Annotated in this window: 9 protein-coding genes; all 9 read right to left on the bottom strand. The window is 30.7% G+C overall.

The features are described from left to right. Positions 1-2 precede the first annotated feature (2 nt). Complete coding sequence (gene sov, locus AC34EU_RS02490) at positions 3-7,391, bottom strand: T9SS outer membrane translocon Sov/SprA (RefSeq protein ID WP_489666620.1); 7,389 nt, start codon at positions 7,389-7,391, stop codon at positions 3-5. Between the two features lie 7 nt (positions 7,392-7,398). After that, entirely contained in the window at positions 7,399-7,980 is a 582-nt protein-coding gene (ruvA, locus tag AC34EU_RS02485; protein WP_487533471.1) for a Holliday junction branch migration protein RuvA, read from the bottom strand. Further along, positions 7,980-10,247 (bottom strand): NADP-dependent malic enzyme, encoded by a 2,268-nt coding sequence (locus AC34EU_RS02480; RefSeq protein ID WP_487533470.1) that lies wholly within the window; start codon positions 10,245-10,247, stop codon positions 7,980-7,982. The genes ruvA and AC34EU_RS02480 overlap by 1 nt, the downstream gene beginning before the upstream one ends. A gap of 113 nt (positions 10,248-10,360) precedes the next feature. After that, positions 10,361-11,665 carry an MFS transporter gene (locus AC34EU_RS02475; protein WP_487533469.1) on the bottom strand — a complete coding sequence of 435 codons (1,305 nt, stop codon included), beginning with the start codon at positions 11,663-11,665 and terminating at the stop codon, positions 10,361-10,363. 283 nt (positions 11,666-11,948) lie between these two features. Beyond that, complete coding sequence (locus tag AC34EU_RS02470) at positions 11,949-13,277, bottom strand: vanadium-dependent haloperoxidase (RefSeq protein ID WP_487533467.1); 1,329 nt, start codon at positions 13,275-13,277, stop codon at positions 11,949-11,951. Further along, complete coding sequence (locus tag AC34EU_RS02465; protein WP_487533465.1) at positions 13,270-16,500, bottom strand: VCBS repeat-containing protein; 3,231 nt, start codon at positions 16,498-16,500, stop codon at positions 13,270-13,272. The genes AC34EU_RS02470 and AC34EU_RS02465 overlap by 8 nt, the downstream gene beginning before the upstream one ends. Further along, positions 16,500-19,757 (bottom strand): VCBS repeat-containing protein, encoded by a 3,258-nt coding sequence (locus AC34EU_RS02460; protein WP_487533463.1) that lies wholly within the window; start codon positions 19,755-19,757, stop codon positions 16,500-16,502. Before AC34EU_RS02460 ends, AC34EU_RS02465 begins: the two co-directional genes overlap by 1 nt. 25 nt (positions 19,758-19,782) lie before the next feature. Then, positions 19,783-20,358 carry a hypothetical protein gene (locus AC34EU_RS02455; protein ID WP_487533461.1) on the bottom strand — a complete coding sequence of 192 codons (576 nt, stop codon included), beginning with the start codon at positions 20,356-20,358 and terminating at the stop codon, positions 19,783-19,785. Further along, positions 20,345-23,593: a VCBS repeat-containing protein gene (locus AC34EU_RS02450; protein ID WP_487533460.1), complete on the bottom strand. Its 3,249-nt coding sequence runs from the start codon at positions 23,591-23,593 to the stop codon at positions 20,345-20,347. The genes AC34EU_RS02455 and AC34EU_RS02450 overlap by 14 nt, the downstream gene beginning before the upstream one ends. Positions 23,594-23,643: the final 50 nt, after the last annotated feature.

Here is a 23,643-nt window from a genome sequence, read left to right as displayed (position 1 = left end):
ATTTAATTGCCAAAATTGTACCTAATAGTTATACCCGACCTAATTGTTGTTTGAGGAAAAGCTGTTGAAATTGCAAATTCAGAAAAATTATGATCATAAAAAAGAAGGGCGGTGAAGTTTTGAGAAATTGAATAATCTGAACTAAACTTAATTGATAGCTGAGTTTGTCCAGCAGTAACTTGATTGTTGTCATATTCAAGATTTCTGAGAACAGTTTGATTTTTTCTATAGGAAATATCAGCTTTGATGTTTAAATCTCCTTTTAAGGTTGAACGCCTTCCTCCTATTCTTGTATTCATTCTAAGATTTTTAAATCTATATCCAAATCCAATGATATACTCATTTCCAAATGATTCAGTAAGAAGGTTATTGTCTAAACTCAAAGACAAAGCCCTGTCTTTTTTTAACTCAGCAAGTAATTTGAATGAATTTTTTAATTCAATATCTAATCTTATTAATGGATTAAACTGCTCAACCAAATTTATATTTGAATATATTTTACTGTTGATGAAATTTCCAGCTCCGTCAACATTAGCTATGGAGTTTGAGTCAAAATCTAAATTTGCTTGAAAATTATTAATCGTATAGCTTGCTCTATAACCATGAGAAATAGTAAATCTTTGAAAAATCTTTTTAAATGATTTGAGGTTATTAAATCCTGTAAATTTCATGTTCCAATTAGGTAAAGAGCTTTTACTCAAAGGATCTATTTCAACATCAGCAGCAGACAAGCCTGAATATGCAGAAACAAAAGCTCCAATTAGAACCAGCTGATTATTTTTCCCAAAGCCAATTGGGAAACCGTCATTATCAGTTTCTTGATTAGACATTCCTGAGCTAGAAGCTAATCTATTTGCAATTTTAAGTCTATTAATTCTAAAGTTTTCAAAAATAGGACTAAATTCTCCATTGAAAGATTTGAAAGCAGTTTTTAAAAGTATGGTTGATGTTCCGAAATTTCCATAAAAATTAGGATTTAAAGAAATATACTCTAGGTTTTCAACTCTATAGTTTTCAGAACTATTTTCTGAATAATTGTTTTCTAAATTAAAATCAATTACTAAATCCTTAAACGGTGACCATTGAGCGGTGATGTTTAAACTGTTGTTGTGTACTTGTGTAAATGATTGATTGAAATTAGGAAAACTAGTTAACCAGCCATTTCTAGCAACTTCATATCTAATATCAGCTTGATCTCCAAATGTAAAACCTACTGAAGGCTGAATTGTTCCAACAAATCCAGTTGAAGGAATATAACCAGGTAAAACTGTTCCATTGTTTTCTGAATAATTAAATTGTATTCGCTTCAATGTGTTTAATATATCAACTGCTGACTTAATGTTTTTTTTGGTTTTCTTATTTAAAGCTTTTGATTTTTTCTTTTTTGATTTTTCTTTTTTATTAATTACTTGTGTAAATTTATTTTGATCTGTTAGCTTTAAAACTGAGTATAGTTTTTGAAATGAAATCGCTCCAGACAAAGTTTTAGTATTTGCATTTTGAATTGTATTTACATTTCCTAATCTGTCTCCATTTTCAGACACTACATTTGCTAAAGCTTGAGAACCTCTTTGCCAATTAAAATCTCCTGTATAATTGTAATTTCCATCAATAAAACTTAAAAAAGGTATATATCTAAATGGTAATTTATAGTTAACAGATAAAGATTGAGCATGACTGTTTGTTTCACCAAGACTCCAAATATTATTATATATCGGATTTGAATATTTGTTTTCGTTATTGAATGATGCATCTGTACCTCTTACAATTCTATTATTAGTTGCTGTAAAACTTAATCTTAATGATTTACTTAGGTTATGATTAATTTTATAACTCCAGTCAAACAAAAAATTACGTTGCTGTAGGTCAGGAAGAGATAATTGTTTGCTAGTATCTATATTTTCGTTATAAACCTCTCTAAATCTTTGCGTCCTAAAACTTCTATTAATTCTTGAAGTAATTGCAATATTATTTGGTAATGGATTAAAGTTAAACTCCTTCAACCACTGCCAATATTTTTTTTGACTAAATATTTTAATTTTTGAAAAAGGTTTTATTTCTAAACTGTTAAATGAATACCCATAATTAGCTGAAAGAAGTAAATCAGCATTTTTTTGATTTTCAATCTCATAATCATGATGTTGTATTTCGTTATATGCGTATGAAAAATCAAAGTTTTCAGGACTATAAATTCTATTTTTATTTTTACCAGAACTTAACTTTCTAACTCCAATTAAGCTTATGCTTTTTCTTTTAGTATAATCAATAGCCTGATTTTTTATAGAATCTTTTTGTGAGTTTCTAATTGAAGTGTCCAACCTGTCTTTTAATAAAATATCCTGATAAAAGGGATCATATTCAGGAGTGATTATGGTTTCACCAAGCCCAAAATTGATTGGCAATTGTATTCCCCATTTTTTAGGCAACAACTTACCCATATTTACTTCTGAAATTAAATCATATTGAGAAACAGCTTCTCTATTACTCTGATTTGGTGACTGATCTATTGTCCCAAACCCAACTGTTGAAAACCTACCAGTTGCTGAAATTGAAGCAAGATCAGCAATATTAGCATCCACAGATCCAATTGCAGCCCACCCTCCTTGAGAGTCAATACCTGCAATTCTTAGTTCATTAAACCAAACCTCTCCACATAGAGTTTGTCCTAAATTTGTTGATGGATTTTTTACACCAATCATCAAGCTTCTTATGTTTCCTAGCGACGGATTCCCTTTTATTGCAAATTTATATTTCTTTGATCCCGGCAAATCACTTATTGAAGTAAACTCATCAATTAAATTTAATTCTTCGTCAAAATATGAAGCGCCTCCAACACTAATTCTTTGAAGAGCTCTAGCTTTTAACTTAGCTAATAAATCAAGTGAGATTTCAATAGAATTTTGATCTGGAATCCAAACTGCTTCAGCGCTTAAGTTATTTGAAATATTTGATTCATATTCTGAAGGCTTAAGAGGGATTTCGATTTGATAAAAATTATCTTTATAGTCACTCCCAATTCTAATAAATGCTACTAATCTTTCATCAAAAACTTCAGTAGAACCCTCACCGGGTAATGGCGTTTTTCCTGGTATTGACTCCGCATGAAGAAACATTTTAATTTTCTTGTATTGCCTCATATCAATTTGAACATTTTTAAAAATTCCTCTTGAATCCATTGGCTGAAGATCGCATACTCTAAAAGACAGAGATTGTTCATTTTGCCTAACAATCGTATTGTTATTATTTATTTGTTCACGCTGAATAGTTGGGGGTAAAATATAGTTTATTGGAGTTCTATTTTCATTTTCTAAGATATTTACAGTGCTAATGTCTACTGTTGTGTTTTTATTGTTAACTAAGTTTTCATTAAGCCCTCTATTGTACCTTCTCCAGTCTCCTCTTACTAAATCTAAAGTTCCAAACCTAAGAACTGTTGGCTTATTAAAGCCTCTTAAAACCATCCTCATAAATCGAATTGATCTTAGGTCTTGAATATTATTTATAGATTCAAAATAGTTAGAATAATTAGATGACTCATAATATGATTTTTTTACTGGAACTTTAAATTGAATCCACCTTGTCGTAATATTATCTCCATTTGGAAGGTCTATTTTTACATTTTGACGAACATCCGAAATGAAAGGATGATTTCCAACTGTCATTGATCTTGAAATCGGTATTTTATATTCAAAATAGCTGTCAATTGTATTCATACTTTGGTCTTGATTAATATCTTCAATATCAGGCTGAGTTGTATTTCCTCGATCTGTATTAGAAAATGCAATTGGAGAATTACCTTGAGTACCGTTATAATTTTTATATCTATTTAAAATTCCTCCTTCAGCTGAAACAAAATATTTATAATTATCACCTGCAGGATCATCTATGGGTCCATTTGTATATATGTTTTTTTCCTCTAAATCAGAAAGACCATCTAATCCTAAATCTTGCAAATTTCTATCCTGCTCAACTGTATTAAATGCATATAAAAGTGATTGAATTGAAGGCACTTTTCCCCATGAAGTATTTTGAGTTAAATTTTCTTCTCCAGAGCCCGGCAAGCCATTTTCATACTGTTTTCTTCCATCTTTTAATATGTCTTCAGATATGTTTCCTAGATGAAAAATAAGTTCTCCCAGATCATCCTCACCATCTTCTGATTCTGAAAAAGTGTCTAATAACCAAAATTCGATAAACTCCACATTTGATTGCTCAAAATTAGTAGAGCTAATTGGCCTAATTATACTTGCCCAATTTTCTGATAAATTGGATTGAAAATTTATATTATTAGAATTATTATAAGGACCTTTTTCATTAGGATAAAATGCTAAATCAAAGGTCTGTTGAATCGTTGTAGAACCTTGTATTAAATCTTGTTCAGGAAAAATTTCATTAATAAAAATTCTTCTGGTTGTATTATTAGAAATATCATTATTATTAATTCCTTGTGGCCTACTATTTGTGTAAAAAATTGGATCAATTGAGTACCAAGCTAGCTTAGCTCTTCCGTATCCTGATGTAATATCATTATTTGGTAAGCCTGATCCTTTAAAGTTTTTATAGGGTACGCTTCCTAGTTTCCATGAAGTAAAACCTTTGACATCTATATTAGTTTGTGCTCCTTCAAAATCATCTATGTAAACATTTGCTTCACCATCAAGATTAGTATTTCTGGGGTTTCCTGAAATTAATGAAGCTACTTCTCCTCTAAAAGATAATGTTGACGGGATATCAGTTTGTAGAGATGGGATTCTATTTATTAATCTTGATAAAAATGGTAACTCAGTCGAAAAGTTCGAATTAAATCCAACCATTGTGTTGTTAACTGGCTCAGTTCCATAATTTGCTTTTTGAGTCAAAGGGGTTTCATTTAGGTTTAAAAATGTCCCTCCTACTACTACTTTTTCATTAATTTGATGCTCTATGTTTACTCCTGCAAACCTTTTATTTTGTTGATTGAAAAAAGAGTTATTCTCCAAGGAAATAGAAATTGGAATATTTGATGCTTTTAAACCAGGATCAAGTATTTTTACTCTCCCAATATCATAGTTAACAGTGTAATCAATTCCTTCTTGTAAGAGCCTGCCGCCTGCAGTAACCTGAACAGAACCCCTTGGAATGTTAAATGCACCCACAGCTATCCCATCACTACTTGTTGATGAATATCTTCCTTTTAATTGAAATTTATTTTTCTCTGAAACCTCAAATGCAGCTGCCTTAGTTAATGAATACATTTCTTTGAAAACATATTTTTTTTGATTAATGTTAAAGGTGTTTTCTTGATCATAATTTTCAATACCACCATTAGAGTTCAACACATTAAATAAATACGATCCAAAAGGTTCGATCTGTGGGAAAATTATTCTCCCTGATTTTGGGTCAATTGTAATTCCAGGGACATAATCAAAAAAACCGTCTCCCTCTGAAACTGGATCTTGATATAAATTAAGTTTATCAAGCTCAAAAGTTTTTAATAAAATTTGATTTTCTAAATCTTGTGGCCAAATATCTTCATCTACAGGACTAATGTAATTTATTGGTGAAGGATCGACATATAAAATATTTAACTTAAAATCTTTTTCTGACAAGTTAAATGCTCCTGTGCTATATATGTTTTTCATCATTAGGTTCCATACAGGCTCAGTCACATCTGTTAAGTTACTTTTTAAAAGTTTTGTTATTATACTATTATTATTTAATTCCAAACCAGAAGATTCAGAGCTAGATAAAGTAGTTCCTGGTATACTTCCATTTGCAAATTCTCCAACCTGATAAACCTTTCCATTATATGTATACTGAAAAGAGACAGATAGTACTTCATCATTACTTAAACGTTGATTCAAAGAAATATAACCTAACCTAGGGTTTAAGGTATATTCGTTGTTGCTTAGTTTTCTTGCGCTTTCAAGAACTGCATAGTCAATACCTTCCTTAAACTTCTGCTTTTCAGATCCAAAACCTAATTGAACTGAAGAAATATCTCGAATATCTTGGGTTAAAATTCCACCATCATTAATTAAAGCGGGATCTAAGTTATTAGCGGCATTATCTGGAAAAAATTCAGATGATGAATCGTTAAAAAAATTAATGATTTCTGAGCCCAGACTAGTGTTTTTTATTTTTTTCTCACCGAGATCCTGAAGTGCTATGATATTTCTGATGTTTTGTGTTTGAGAGCCTCTATTTGTAACCCAAATCTCTATTCTATTAATTTGAATATTTGAATTAATATATGGATATGTTTTTAGGGCTGAATCATATTGATCCCTGAAGAATTGACTTAAAAAATAATGTCTATCTTCCTCGTAATCCAAAGCAAAAATTTCGAATTGTTGAAGTGAACCTCCACCCTGAGATACTACCTGTTGAGATTGGGATCTCTGCTCTGAAAAAACTGCAGTTACTTTAGTTTTTCCAAATTTCAAATCAGTTCTAACGCCGAACAAACTCTGAGCTCCCTGAATTAAATTACTATTAAGAGGCATGCTAATATTTCCAATATCTATATTTTGTAATATACCGTCCTCAGTTACTTTCCCATCTAAATAGTCAGCAACATCATTACCAAGCGCTGATGGGTTATCTGCATAAGTTGATCCTCTAGTTCTAAGTTCTTCTATTTTTGTTTTTGCATCTTTTAATTTTATTTCTGCATCACCTATTTTGTTTTCTAAATCAGAAAATCTTTCAGCAAAAGAATTTGATGATTTGGAATTCACGTCATTATAAAAACTGAATACCTCTTGAGCTTTTGGAGGGTTAAACTGAACTTTAATTAAATTTTGAAAATCAAATGTAGATTCCGTATCATAATTTGCAGTTAATTGAAGTCGTTCTCCAATTTTACCTAAAAGACTCAAGGTTATTCTTTGATCAAAATCAAAACTAAAGCTACTTCTGTTTCGCGGGGATGCTGCTGGATTATCATTTTTTTGATACCTTACACCAAAATCTATGCCTATAGATCCCTGAGGATCAATATCAATAATATCACTGCCAAATATACTTTTAAAATATTTATTGTTTACATAAAGTTCTGGCAATAAATTTTTTTGAGCATCTTCAAGCTCTGAAGAAACTCCGCTGAGAGTTTGGACTTTTTGTTTAAAATAAATTTTTAAATCTTGCTTTAAAACCCAATCTTCATATTCATTTGGACTAAGAACCAGAGGGGTGTTAATTGGATAGTCTCCTATTGATTTTGACAAATAATACATATTCGTAATAGGGTTATAACTATATATATTATCAATAATAGAAGACTCTGGAAATGAAATTTTAATTATTGAATCTTGATCAATAACATTTTGGGAATAAGAGTTAAGCCCAAAAAATATAAAAATTATTAGGAATGATGATTTTACAAAAACAAAAAATCGACGATTAGTCAAACGTGCTTTAAAGTTTATTCAAAGCTAACTTTATTAGAGTTTCAACTGAACTTTCAGAATCACTTTGAACTAGGTTATCAATTACTTTTTCAGAGTTTCTTCGATTATATCCAAGTACCTCTAGAGCTGATAACGCTTCTTCTTTCGTTGTATTGTTTGATTTTGTATGAATTTGCTCAATACCGTAAAGATCCTTAACCTTGTCTTTAAGTTCAATTATAAGACGTTGAGCTGTTTTTAGTCCAATTCCTTTTACACTTTTTATTCTATTCAAGTCTTCACTTACAATTGCATTTTGAACCTCTTCAGGAGCTAATGATGAAAGCATAGTTCTAGCAATACTTGTTCCTATTCCCGAAACACTGATTAAAAGTCTAAATATTGCACGCTCCAACTCAGTAATAAAGCCATATAAAATATGAGCATCTTCACGAATTTGAAGATGCGTATATATTGTAATATTATCTTGTTTTTTAAGCTGACCATAAGTATGTAAAGATATATTTACTTTATATCCAACACCCTGACAGTCAATAACTAAATGGGTAGGATACTTTTCTACTAGAAGACCTTTGAGTTGAGTTATCATTATTTTCTTTTTTGTTGAGCATCTACAACAGCCATTGCGGCCATATTAACAATTTCTTGAACTGAAGCACCAAGCTGCAGTATGTGAACAGGGGCATTAAGCCCCATTAAAATTGGTCCTATTGATAATGTTCCGTTTAACTCTTTCATTAATTTATAAGTTATATTGGCAGAATCAAGATTAGGAAATATTAAAGTATTTACATTTTTTTTTGATAATTGAGAAAAAGGAAACCTGCTTTTTAACATTTCTTTATTCAAAGCAAAATCAGATTGAATTGGACCATCAACATCAATATCAGGATAATATCGATGTAAAAACTTAACCGCTTCAGTTATTTTTGTGGCTTCTGCAAATTCAGAGGAACCATAGTTAGAATAAGAAAGCATAGCTAATACTGGTTGCAGTCCAAACATCTTTGCTGTTTGAGCAGTCATTTGTGCTATTTTAGCTAATTCCTTAGCTGAAGGGTTTATGTTTATAGAGGTGTCAGATAGAAAAATTGGACCACGCTGAGTAAGCATTAAATTTGTTGCTGCCACTCTCCTAACTCCCTTAGCTGGACCAATACATTCTAAAATTGGTTTAATGACCGCAGGGTAATTTCTCGAATAGCCAGACAACATTGCATCTGCATCTCCATTTTTAACCATCATTGCTCCAAAATAGTTTCTTTCTCTTAGTAACCTTTGAGAATCGTATAAAGTTTTACCATTTCTTTTCTGATCATTCCAAAAAATTTCAGCGTACTTTTTTCTTGATTCTTCCTGAAGACTAGATTTTGGATCAATTATTTTTAAGTCTGCTTCAAAATCTATTGTAGTCATTAAATCTCTAATAACAGGTTCGTGACCAAGAAGAATTGGAATAGCAATTCCTTCGTCATAAACTATTTGAGCTGCTTTTAGTACATCTAGGTGATCCGCTTCTGCAAAAATTAATTTTTTAGGCTTTCGTTTTGCAGTATTATGAATTAAACGAACTAGTTTTTGATCATTATCAAGTCTTAAAGCTAATTTTTCTTTATATTTTTTCCAATCTAAAATCGGTTCTTTAGCTACTCCTGATTCAATTGCAGCTTTTGCAACTGCTGGAGGAATTTCAATAATTAACCTAGGATCAAAAGGTTTTGGAATAATATATTCTTTTCCAAAAGATAAACGTGTTTCATCATAAGCTATATTTACTTGCTCTGGAACTGGCTCTTTAGCTAAATCAGCTAAAGCCTTTACGGCTGCCTTTTTCATAGCTTCATTAATTGTTGTTGCACGTACATCTAATGCTCCTCTAAAAATAAATGGAAAACCTAAAACATTATTTACTTGATTTGGATTATCAGAACGACCAGTTGCCATAATAATGTCATCTCGAACTGAACATGCTGTTTTATATTTAATCTCAGGGTCAGGATTTGCCATAGCAAATACTATTGGATTAGAACCCATAGATTTTAACATACTTTCGTTAACTATATTTGCCTTTGAAAGCCCTATAAAAACATCGGCATCTTCGAGAGCTTCTTCAAGGGTATTTAGATTTAAGTGAGTTGAAAATTCAGCTTTTTCTTTACTTAAATTTTTTCTGTCATTTCTTATAACGCCTTTACTGTCAGTCATGACAATGTTTTTTCTTGTAGCTCCAAAAGACTCATACAGCCTAGTGCATGAAATCGCAGCAGCCCCAGCTCCTGAGATAACAATTTTAACCTTATCTATCTTTTTGTTTGCTAACTCTAATGCATTTAGCAGTGCTGCACAAGAAATAATTGCAGTTCCATGCTGATCATCATGCATTACCGGTATATCAAGCTCCTCTTTTAAACGTTTTTCAATTTCAAAAGCTTCAGGTGCTTTAATATCCTCAAGATTAATACCTCCAAAAGTCGGAGAAATTGCTTTAACAGTAGAAATAAACAATTCAGTGTCTTTGGCATCAATTTCTATATCAAAAACATCAATATCCGCAAAAATTTTAAATAATAATCCTTTTCCCTCCATAACGGGCTTTGATGCTTCAGGACCAATATCTCCCAGCCCCAAAACAGCTGTTCCATTTGAAATGACCGCAACTAGGTTGCCTTTATTTGTGTATTTATAAACATTGTTTATTTCTTTAGCTATCTCATTACAAGGCTCAGCAACACCAGGTGAGTAAGCCAGTGCTAAATCTCTTTGAGTGCTGTATGGTTTTGTTGGAACCGTTTCAATTTTACCAGGCTTTGGTTTTGAATGGTAATTTAATGCTGATTTACGATCCTTTTGATTCATAATAATCCTTTGAAACAAATGTAATATAAAAGCCTATAATGGCTGTCTAGTAAGATGGTAAAATACTGTGTTGAAATTTATGTGTATTTTACAAAATGGCAACTTAGCAAATATTAATTAGTAGCAGTTTCTTTTAATCGCATTGCTAAAATAGCTGAAATAGCAAAAAATACACCTGCAAAAAGCATTGCATTAATTGCATTGCTTCCTAATAAATATTTATAGATAGGTCCAAAGGTTAGAGTTTGAATAAACATAGGAATTACAATCATCATATTTAAAATCCCCATATATACACCTCTTCGTCCTTGAGGAACAATCTTTGAAACCATAGTATAAGGAATCCCCATCATGGCTGCCCAACCTATTCCAAACAACACCATTGGTAATAAAACAAATATTGGGTCAGAAATATAAGGAATAGAAAATAACGCAATAGCCGTGCCTATTAAACTTAAGGAGTAAATCTTTTTACCGCCAAATCGAAGTGATAGTGGGACTAAAGCCAGTGCAACCAACATTGTGATGACATTATAGATTGTACTCATTTTAGCAGCTTGAGATGCAGCTTCTGACGTAGAATAATTCATCGTTAACTTAAAAAGGGGTGTAATGAACTGCCAGTATACAAAAAGAGCATACCACTGAAATAAATATACTAAGCCGATTTTCCACATAGATTTAGGCATTTCTTTGATAGCATCTACAATTTCATAAAGAGGTTTACTAATACGACTCCCTATTCTTAGATTTTTATCTCTATTTATCTCTATTAACTCCTTTTCAGATGGAGGAATTTCAGATGTTTTCAATACAGACCATAATATAGTAGCTATGGAAAGAAAACCTCCAATAAAAAATGAATAATACAACCACTCAGGAATTGAACCTGCTACTTCAATCGATTCTCCTCCAAACAAATCTTGAAATAAAATAATTGAAAAGTTAGCCAATAAAATACCTGCACCAACAAAAAGACTTTGCATTTGATAACCAAGACTTAATTGTTTTTCCGGTAATTTATCACCTACAAAAGCTCTGTATGGTTCCATTGCTATATTATTACCCACATCTAGAATCCATAACAAACCTACTGCAAACCAAAGGACCGGACTTGTAGGAAAAGCAAATAAACACAAACTTCCAATAATCGCACCTATTAAAAAATAAGGCTTGCGTCTTCCCCATCGGTTTGACCAAGTTTTATCAGACATCGCTCCAATAATTGGCTGTACAATTAAACCTGTAACTGGGCCAGCAATGTTTAATATAGGCAACATATCTTCTGAAGCTCCTAAATATAGAAATATTGGATTAATGGCGGTTTGTTGCAATCCAAAACTATATTGAATCCCTAAAAACCCTATATTCATATTAAAGATTTGCCAAAAAGATAAGCGTGGTTTTGTAATCTGCATAAATTCTATTCTTTAAATGTAATTAAAAATAATACTTTAGGTTGAAAAAGAAGTTTTCATCGACATTTTGTCGAGATCAATATAAATTTCTGCACTATGTGTTATATTTATCCATTTAACATTAAAAAGTTTATCTGTTTTTATCAAAAGGAATTCACCGCCAAAAGCTTTATGTGTATTTCGAATAACCATCAACTCTTTCAATTGTTTCATTAATGGTTTATCTAAACAATTTTTTATTTCATTTTTAGTGTAATAATGCCTATTAATATCTCTCTAGGATTTAATTTGATTTAGTCTGGAGATTATCAACAATAAAAACCCCCACTTTATTTCCTTGAGTAACACCTTCTTCAATTGCCATCATATAATGTATACCTCCATATAATCTTGATATTGCAGCTTCTTCAGATGCATGTATGAAAGAATTAAAACTTCTTTCAGGAAGACCATATTTTAGTTCGGTTGTATCTACAAAATTAAAATTTTCTCCAAAAAGATCAGTAAGAGTAACGGCGGCGGCTCTTGAAATCACTGAATGGCCACTTGTATATTCAGGAAATGGGGGGGTTTGAAGAATTGGAAGCCATTCTTCATCATAATATTTATTAATTAGTGTTTCGGGTCTAACCACTAATGTCTTCCATTTTTCATCCCAACAGGAAATGAATCCATCAAAAAGAGAAATTGAAACATTCACATAAGCATTTATTGTTTCTGAGAAGTTACTCTTTGCTTTTCGAGTTGCGACAGATGTAATTCCAATCCAATGCCCTCCAGGAGTTATTTTTTTTGTTGCAAACATAGCATGTCCCCTATGATGCGTAACATATGGATTGCAGTCCCAAAACTTAGCCATCTCTATTTGTTCATCACTTAAATTTTCACCAATCTCATATACTTGCTGAAGTTGATTTTGAAAAGGACTGCCTTTTGTTAAATCAAATTTAATAGGAGGTTTTGAAGGAAACATACCTGCAGATTTTATTACAAGAGTTCTGATTTTATTCCAGTGAGGCTCAATTCCATCCATATAATCAGGAGGAGTTGGTTTCCAGAAGTTTTCAGGTTCTCTTATAGTGTATTTAGGATATGTTCTGGTTTGATTGTAATTGTCATATTTAGCCCATTCGAGAACATGATCTGCAACAAATTCACCGTATTTTTTTGATGACTTAATTACACGTCGGGGTGTCTTAAATGATTTTATTTTTTTATAAAAAATCTCATCAAAACTATCCATCTTGTCTTCTGAAAAAATAAGTGCTCTCCCAACTTTATTAAAAGCATATAGGGCTGCCAAATTGAAGTTTATATTTTTATCCTCTGGTGATTTAACTTGCTCTAATTCTTTAACCTGGCCGCTAAGTGTAATAAATTTTTTTGGTTTAGAAAAACGCATAGTCTCGTATGCTGCAATAGAGGGGTATGCATAGACTCTTGATGCGACCGGTGGAGAAAAAATATCATATACTATAACATCAGTGAGGTTTTGCATTGCATCTTGAAAGAGTTCTGGATTTTCCAGTTTTTCAATATATTCAGTATTTGGTGTACATGAAATTGTTAAGACAAATAGTAAAATAATTTTAAAGTTGATTTTTTTAATCATTTATTCTTTTTAGTATATATATGTAATCATTATTAGCAATCAAAAGCATATTATCATTATTCAATTTAATAACCCTCCTTAAGTTAAGGTTTATAGGTAAAGGTAGGAACTCTTTATGAATAGCTTGATTATCAAATTCAATTATTCCCCCTGGATTTGCACTTTGAGCTCCTAGCTCAGTCACAAACTCTTCGGAGTTTCCTACATAAAATATTTCTTCAGTCTCTTTATCCCAAAAGAAGTCTTGAATACTACTCCATTGGGCTTCAAAAGGAAGAGGAGTTGGGTCAAAATCCTCACCCTTATTTATAAAAAGCATAGATTTTAATTCTGTTAATTTTTTTATTTCAAGAATATTTTTTTCTTTTTTGCCAGTCAAATTTTCAATTGTTTCAACTTTCGAAAAATCTTTATACTTATTAAACCTCTTTTTGATCATCGGCATTTGAGAACCCAAGTTATCCTTAGTATTAAAAGGTCGATAGGTTCCAAAAAAGTCATAAAAAATTATGGGATCTGATTGTTCATTTTCATCAAAATCATCTACATATAAATAAACAGGTGATTCTATTGTAGGTTGCCACTTAAAATTTTTTCCAGTATTTCCAACTAAAATATCTGACTTTCCATCATCATTTAAATCTGCTAATTCAATTGTATTCCATAAACCATAATAATTTTCTCCTCCTTTTAACTTAGATGCTACAAACTTTCCATCCTCATTTTCATCTATAACTATAATGGGAGTCCAATCTCCAACAACTATCAATTCAAATTCTGGATCCATATCAATATTTCCCCATTTTGCATCAGTTACCATTCCTAAACGTGATTGAACTATTGGCTCAAAATTACCATCACGTGTATTTTTTATAATAAAACTATACGGACTTAACCCATAACCTCCTGGTATTGATCTGCTTCCAACAAAAAGATCATCATATCCATCATCATCTATATCATGAGATACTACAACGCTTCCATTTGTTGAAGGAAGTGCTACCGAAAGTCTTGAAAAGTTAGCATTACCATCATTGATATAAATTCTATCCATCATAAGCTCATCGTTTTCTTTGTAATCATTACCTCCACTTACTACATAAATATCCATATCACCATCATTATCTGCATCAAATGTAGCTGCAGAAACATCTTCATATTTTTGATCAATTCTAAAATCATTAATATCTGCTAATTCATACCCAAGTTTAGTAGCTATTAAAATTTGTGACGGTCGATAACGTGCACCTCCAATGAAAATATCTAACATTTTATCATTGTTAAAATCTGCCAATAAAAATGCAGGTCCTTCAGAGGATAATAATTCAGGAATTAGCTTTTCTCTTTCATAATCTAGGTATATATCCTCCTCATGCTTAAAGGGTAAAACAGAAAGAGAAAAATTATTTTTAACATCGATTGATTCTTCTTTAAATTTACCAGAGTTATAAATTATTTGGATTTTTTCTTTAAAAGGACCATTTACAATTTGAGTTTTTCCATCAGCCCACCTCACAGAGATAGAGTCTACTATGCTTTTACCTAGACCGAAATGTAATCTGTGTGTGGTTGAAGACTGGAAGCCTCGTGTCGTTATTGCTTCTTTAACATCAACTTTGTTGTTGCTTTTAAATACGGTAACCCTGGAACCTTTTATTGCTTTTTTGTTTTTCAATTCTATTGTTAAACTTTTATTTTCTTTACTTGTTTTATTTTCAAGTATACTTGCAATGGAATTAATATTATTAACTATTAAATCTAGGTCACCATCATTGTCTAAATCACTGTAGGCAGATCCATTAGAATAAGAAGGATCTCCAAAAAAAGATTCTTTAATGTTTCCAAAATCAAGCATTCCTTTGTTTTTGAATAAAATATTTGGAATTTTAAGTTCTGGCATTTGATTAATTAGTTCTTCTTTCATCTCATTTTGTTTTGTTAAAACAAAACTGCTATAATTAGAAGTGCTCAAATAATTAATATAGTCTAAATCATTGGGTCTTTTGGCTATTCCATTAGAAATAAAAATATCATTATTACCGTCGTTATCATAGTCCTGTAAAAGAACTGACCAGCTCCAGTCAGTTGCATATGTTTTTGTTAAAAGACCAATTTCAGCGTAATCTCCATATGGTTTTTTTAAATGAAAATGATTTCGAGAATACTGTGGTTCAAATCCATAATCGCTCTTTATTTTTGTTAATTTATCAGTGTCTTCTCCTCCAGATTTTAATGCAATTTTTGAGTCAAAAGGCATCATATCGGTTGTAAAAATATCTAATTTACCATCTTCATTTAAATCAGCTACATCAACTCCCATTGTAAACCTTGAACTATGTTTAAAGTATTTCTTGAAAGATTCTGTGAAAGTTTTATCGCCATTATTGATGTATAAATAATCATTTTCATGAAAATCATTTCCAACATATATGTCTAACCAACCATCATCATTTATATCTGTTGTAGTTAGAGCTAACCCATACCCTAGTGGACTACTTAGTATACCAGATTTATCAGTAACCTCTATAAATTTATTTTTTCCTTCGTCCAGTAAGTTTTCATAAAATCTATCCCCTGAAATAGAATCCTTTTCCTTTCTTTTTTTAGTGGTTCCATAACTTCTTACTGAATGCGTAGCATGATTCATCAAATACATGTCTAAATCACCATCTCTATCATAATCAAAAAATGTTGATTGTGTCGAAAAACCTAAAAAATCAAGGCCATAGTCGCTTGATGATTCAGTAAATGTTAAGTCACCGTTATTTATATATAATAAATTATGGGTGCTTTGATTTTTAAAAAGACCTTCCATTGGAAGTTTGCTGACATAAATATCAATAAAACCATCATTATTAACATCATCCATAGTAACTCCATTAGACCAAGAAGGAAATAAATCTAACTTTGCTTGTTTAGTTATATCTCTAAATTGAAGATTTCCCATATTTAAATACAAACGGTCTATTTCCTGATTAGCTGTGAAAAAAATATCTTCTAATCCGTCATTATTAATATCTCCAACCGCAACTCCACCTCCATTATAATAATATAAATATTCAATAATATTTAAATATGGCTTATAAGTTAATTGATTTATAAAATCAATCCCGGAGTAATTACTGTCTAAACTTTCAAATAAAATATCATGTATCTGAGTTTTATTTGAATTTTTACAATTTATAAAAATCAGACAAAAAAATAATATTAGTATTTTCTTCATTATTTGTTTTTAAAGATAAAACGACTTAATGTATCTCTATTTCTTCCAACCCATAATTGATTCTTATCCACAACTAAAGACCTGATTTCACCTGTGATATTAAATCCTTTTCCATTAGGGTGAAAGACCAATCCTTCCGGAGTGTTTTCGATAAACAAACCATAACTAGCATCATAAGATCCTACTTCAGGTTTTACATTATATAGATTACCTCCCATCAAAATATCTAAATCTCCATCTTTATCAATATCAGAATGAGCAATTGAATACACGGGACTGAACTGAACTTGTTTTGGAAGCGGTATTTTAGTAAAACTAAAATTACCATTATTTTTTAATGCTATTGTCGAAAGTGTATTTATTGAGCAGACGTATGAGTCATTTAATAATTGCTTAGAGAAAATTGAAATTAAATCTGCATTTTTAAATGTAGCATAGTTAGGAAACTTCTTTTTCAGGCTTTTCATTTGATCAATCAGATTATGCCTTAATGCATAAGGATATTCTTTACCATTATTCGAAGTAAAAGCTAAAACTCCTTCACCGCGACCATTTCCATCAAAATCATTGTAATAGCATAAGATTGGATTGTTTTCCGATGCTTTGAATCGACTATTCGTACCATGATTTCCAATTATTATATCCTCTATACCATCTCCGTCTATATCAAAAATATCTATAGTGTTCCACCAGCCTGTTTTTTGCTTCCAAATATTTTCTGCAGGTTTAAAAAACCCCTCAATATTTTCAAAAAAATTAATTCCCATAAACTCACCAACAACTATAAGGTCTTGATCGCCGTCATTATCAAAGTCATAAAATGCTGCATCAGTAATCATGCCAATATTAATGAGTTTTGGTGCTAAGTTTTTTGTTTGATTTTGAAAATTTCCTGTTCCATCATTAACTAAAATATAACCGCTTCCAGGTAGTCCATATTTTCCAATTTTAGACCTTTCTCCAACAAAAAGATCTAAATCTCCATCAGAATCAATGTCAGCATAAGTAACGGATTCAGAACTGATTTTTGATTCATCATCAGGTAAGTTTTGAATACTTTTTGTAAATATTCCAGATCCATCATTTAAAAGTAGTATGTCAAAGAGAGAGGTGGAATATATTGAAGTTTCAACTCCTCCAGAAGTCATATATATATCCAAATCTCCATCGTTATCTACATCTAGTACTGCACTTTCAATATGCTCAGTCTCTTTGTTTTGTTCTAATAAATTTTTATTTTTTTCTTTATGAATCCATTCATCTTCATTTGCAAATAAAATTTGTGTTGGATATCCTTTGGCTCCAGGAAACACTATATCATTTTTTGAGTCTCCATTAAGGTCTGCAATACTAATTTTTGGCCCTTGCGTGCTTAACATATGGTAACTAAGTCTCTCTGAATCAAAATCTACATATAAATTCTCTTTATGAACCGGAAAATAATTCTGAATATTTTTTTCAAAAATCAAGTTATCCAACATAGGTGATTTAACCTCACTTATAGATGCATTTAATACGTCAAATTCATGTAAAGTATTTACATTTAAATTTTTTGCCATGGTTACTTTTCCCGATGGCCAAGTTATTTTTATATCTACAATTTTTGATTTACCTACACCAATTGTTGCTACTAAGTCCATACTAGACTGAAACCCTCTAACGGGCTGAACCTCTTGATATATATTAGTTAGCTGTGTCTTAACTTTAATTTTAGCGCCTAAAGAGTTTGGGTTGCGATCAGATCCAATAAGTTTTATTTTAATAAAATTATTATTTAAAGTTTCTGCTTTGTTTTTAAAAACAAAAGGCAACATATTTACATTGTTAACGACCAGGTCAAGGTCACCATCATTATCAAGATCACCATATGCTGATCCATTTGAAAAACTTGGAATATTTAATCCTGAATTTTCAAAGTTTTCAAAACCTAAATCGCCCGTATTTTTATATGAATGATTAGGAACTTTATTAGAAGGAATGATATCTACTAGCCTTTTATAATCAACTTGATTATTAGTAATAACAGATTTTATAACCTCTTCACTTGATACATATTGCAAATAATCTTGATCCGTTAAATCTTGATAAATCCCGTTAGCAATAAATAGATCTTTAAAACCATCATTATCCATATCAAAAAATAAAGCTCCCCAACTCCAATCAGAAGCTTCAACTCCAGTCCATCTTCCAATTTCACTAAATGTATTATTCCCATTATTTAAATGAAGCATATTTCTAGTAAACTGATGGTGATATCCATTTTTAACTACGTACTGATATTTATTCCAGCCTTCAAAAGTAGTTACAGTTTTTAATCGCTGATAATCAGATGGAAGCATTTCTGTAACAAATATGTCGTTTAAACCATCGTTATTTAGGTCTGCCATATCAGCCCCCATTGAAGCTCCACTTATTGATCTCATTTGATCTGTTAAAGACTCTTTAAATGTTCCATTTTTTTGATTAATGTATAAGTAATCCCGTTCAAAAAAATCATTTGAGACAAATATATCATCCCAATTATCTCCATTTACATCTCCTACACTCACTCCTAATCCAAAACCAATAACGCTTCCATATATTCCGGCTTTATCACTTACATCAAAAAAATGACCATTAATATTTTCCATTAATTTATCTCCTCCCAATGAGTCTCTTTTTGTACGTTCATTTCTTCTTAGATCAAAGCTTCCAATAGCTTGGTAGGAGTTATTTAAAATATAGGCATCTAAATCTCCATCCTTATCATAATCAAAAAAAGTGGCGTGTGTTGAAAATCCTCTGTCTGCTAGTCCATATTTTTTTGCACTTTCAGTAAAAGTAAGATCTCCATTATTGATAAATAACTCGTTTTGCTTATTGTCTCCTTTTACATCTCCTGAATTACAAACATAAATATCCATAAATCCATCAGAATTTAAATCTACCATTGTAACTCCTGTTGACCAAGCCTTATCTCCTTTAACTCCAGCAAGATCAGTAATGTCTTTAAAAGTAAAGTCACCTTGATTTAAAAATAGTTTGTTTGATTTTTGATTGGCTGTTAAGTACACATCTATTAATCCATCATTATTTATATCTCCTAATGAGACTCCACCACCATTATAATAGTTACGATACTTGTAAACATTAAAATCATTACTGAAGCCTAGATCATTGGAGAAATTAATCCCAATAGAGTTTAGGTCTTGAAGTTCAAAAAGTTTTGGTTTTTGATTGTTACAAGAATACAAAAAAGTGATAAAAATTAAATACAAAAAAAATCTATTTAATAGCCTCATCTTATTTTAACTTAATGTTTAAATCCTCAATAGTTAACTGAACAAATCTATTATCAAAAACATATGCAGTTATAAGTCTATTTCCATCTACTTTAGTCATGATTGGTGATCCATTAATTTCTTTATTTAACTTAAAAAAAGAATTTCCAGGATATATATGCTTCATCATTTTCAATCCTTCGGTTAATAAATGTTCATTTTGTAAATTCTTAATAGTTGGATCCCATCCCAAAAAAGAAATACGCATTTTCAAACCTGATAATATTTTATTTTCATCAAAAATCCCATAAAACAAAAGCTCCATGTTATTGTCAGGGTTATAAATTGGAGAAACAGAGTCAAGCACATGTCTTACAAATTTATTGCTGGGACCCTGATTAATTAGTTTTTTCTTGTTCAATTCCCAACAGTCAGTAAAAAACTTTTTTTGAGTTTGTCCTGTTTTTAAATCAAAGATCAGGTCTGTATAGTTTTTTCCTAAAGCAATTTCTTGCTTAACTACTCTATCATACTCAGACTGACATGAAATGAATAAAATAATTGTAACAGAATAAATAAAAAGTTTAGTGTGGTTCATGAAATTTAATTGATTCATTATTAATAGCAAAAACTATGTATTCTTTTTGACCGGATTGTAAAGCCCTAATTGCTCTAATTTGTCCTTTAATGCCAATACTCTTTGGTGGATCTTTAAAATAATTTTCTAAATCTGAATTTATGGGTAAAACCCAACCTCTAGAAGCGTCATAACTTCCAAATTGTGGTTTTACCAAGTATTGATTTCCTCCCAAATATAAAGAGTTTTTATTAGTGTTTGGATCAGTTTTTATTAATATACTGTAAATTGGGCTATACTGTATTTCCTCAGGTAAACCATATTGTTTAAATCCATTTTTTTTACTTACAAATAAACTTGTTTCTAGTATGTCTATTTTTAAAACTAGAGATTCTAAAACCTTAGATTTACCTACAATTTCCTCTATTGATTTTTTAGCGTAATCTTTATAAAAAACTATATTTTTTTTAAAAGCCGGCAACTGATTCATCAACTCATCTTTATCTAAAATTGGATAATACTTACCATCTCTTTTTAAACATATTATTTGCTCAAAACTTCCATTAACATCAAAATCATTTATATACATTTTCATTTTTTTTTCTAAAAATGAATTCGTTCCATGGTTTCCGGCAATAAAATCCATTTGACCATCATTATTAATATCAATTAATTCTATTGTATTCCATAAACCTGAAGTTTGGTCCAATTCGTATAGATCAGTTTCGTTTTCAAAAAATCCATTTTTATTTATTAAAATTGTAATTGGCATCCATTCTCCTACAATTATTAAATCAGGCCAATCATCATTGTTAAAATCATGAAATTTGGCATCAGTAATCATCCCTAAATCTGAAAATACTTTTTGATTACTTTGTTTGAAATTATTTTGACCATCATTGATCATGAGTACACCATTTCCTTTTTTTCCATATGTTGTAAGGTCATATCGTTCTCCAAAAAAAAGATCAATTAATCCATCTTTATTCACATCTGCTGATGCCAAAGCTTTAGTAGATATCTTTTTTTTAAAATCCAATGCATCTTCTTTCTTTTCAAAAGTGCCATCCCCTTCATTTATATAGTATCTGTCATTCAGCGATAAACTGTATTGAGAAAATGATTTACCTCCACTGGCCACAATCAAGTCTAAATCCCCATCATTATCTCCATCAAAAAACAGAGCATTCGTATCCTCTGACTCTGTATCTTTCAAAAAAGGTTCTGTTATGTGTTTATATCCATCCTGTTCATTTGAAATAAATAAAGATGAAGTTTGATTTTTCCCTCCCCCAACATAAACATCATCAATCCCATCATTATTAATGTCAGCAACCGCAAGAGCTGGTCCTTCATTATGTCTCATCTGAGTTAGAAGACGCTCTCTGTTAAATTCTATAAATTGATTTTCAACATGATTATACTCAAAAAGTTGAATATTTTTTTTAATATTTTTTATCTGTGTTTTTGTGTCAATTGTTTCACCTGATTTATACTTTATAATATTGATACTATTTGATTCTAAACCTTTGTAAATTTTTTTCACTCCATTAGGCCAAGTAACCTCAAGACTATCCACATTATTATCTGAGCCTATTCCAAAATGAATACGATGACTCACTGATGATTGAAATCCCCTTGATGGAAATAATTCAGCCATATATGTATTTACATTACTATATAAAATAAGTTTTGAACCTATTCCTTTTGAATTTTTTTTATTTCCAACTAGCTGAAATTGTATACTTCTTCTCTTAAGAGTATCTGTTTTGTTTTGGTAAACAAAAGCTTTCATATTGACATTATTAACAACTATATCTAAATCTCCATCATTGTCCAAATCAGCATATGAATTTCCATTACTAAAGCTAGGTTGATCTAGACCCCATTTTTCACCAACCTCTTCAAATAGAAAATTTCCTTTATTTCTATACGCAAAATTAGGAACAGCCTTAGAAGGCATAATATCAATTAGTTTTTTAATAACCTCCTCTTTTTTTCTCATTAGCATTCTGACTTGTTCATCATTTGCCATGTAAGCTAAATAGTCTCTATCCAGTAAATCTTTGTTAATTCCATTTGCAATAAATATATCTCTTAACCCATCATTATCCATGTCAAATAGAAGTGATGCCCAACTCCATTCTGTAGCAGCTACCCCACTTTTTCTTCCAATCTCTAAAAACCCATTATCACCCATATTTCTTTGTAAGACATTTCTTGGGTATTGCTTAGCATATCCCATAGACTCCATTAACTTAAACTTGTCCCAGGAATCATACATCGCTTTAGTTTTTTTTCTCTTTAGTGATGATGGAAGCATTTCAGTTACTAGAAGGTCTGAGTTTAAGTCATTATCTAAATCTGCAGTATCTGCACCCATAGACCCCATAGATAAGGCATCAAAATACATGTCTGAAGATTCAACAAAACTTCCGTTTTTTAAATTGATGTATAAATAATCTTTTTCAAAAAAATCATTAGATATAAATAGATCAGGCCAAGTGTCATTATTAAAATCACTAACGGTAATTCCTAGCCCAAATCCAATAGCGCTATTAAACATTCCAACTTTTTCAGTAACATCAATAAAATATCCATTTTTATTTTCAAGAAATTTATTTCCATTATTATTAGGGTCAGGAATATTCCGTTGATCCTTAATCAAGTCATATCCACCTACCGAACGAATTGAATTATTTAGAATGTATACATCTAAATCACCGTCTTTATCATAATCTAAAAAAGCAGCATGAACAGAAAGTCCTGTAATATCTAATCCATATTCTTTAGAACTTTCTTTAAAAGTTAAATCTCCTTGATTAATAAATAATTCATTATGTCGATTAACTCCTCCTGGTTTTCCAGATTTACAAACATATATATCCAATAAACCATCACCGTTAATATCAACAAAAGTTGATCCAGTAGACCAAATTTGAGAACAAGATACTCCGGCTGAATCAGTAATATCGTCAAACTTCCAGTTTCCTTTATTAAGAAATAATTTATTGTCAACTATATTTCCAGTAAAATAAATATCAATTAACCCATCATTATTTATATCACCAAGAGAAACTCCGGCACCATTATAAAAATTTCTATATGTATAAGGATTGAATTCTTCAGTATAAGATAAAGTGTTCTGAAATGTAATTCCAGTAGAATCATCCATCAATACAAATAATGAAGAACTACTACTATTTGAGCAACTCAACAACAGGAAAGATAACACAACGAAAAATAAATGTTTCATAACAGTGTAAAGATAAAAAGGCTGCTCAAAAATTGAACAGCCTTAAAATC

It is taken from the genome of Candidatus Marivariicella framensis (assembly GCF_982709265.1).
The sequence above is the reverse complement of the archived record's forward strand: the minus strand, read 5'-3'. Positions and strand labels throughout refer to the sequence as shown.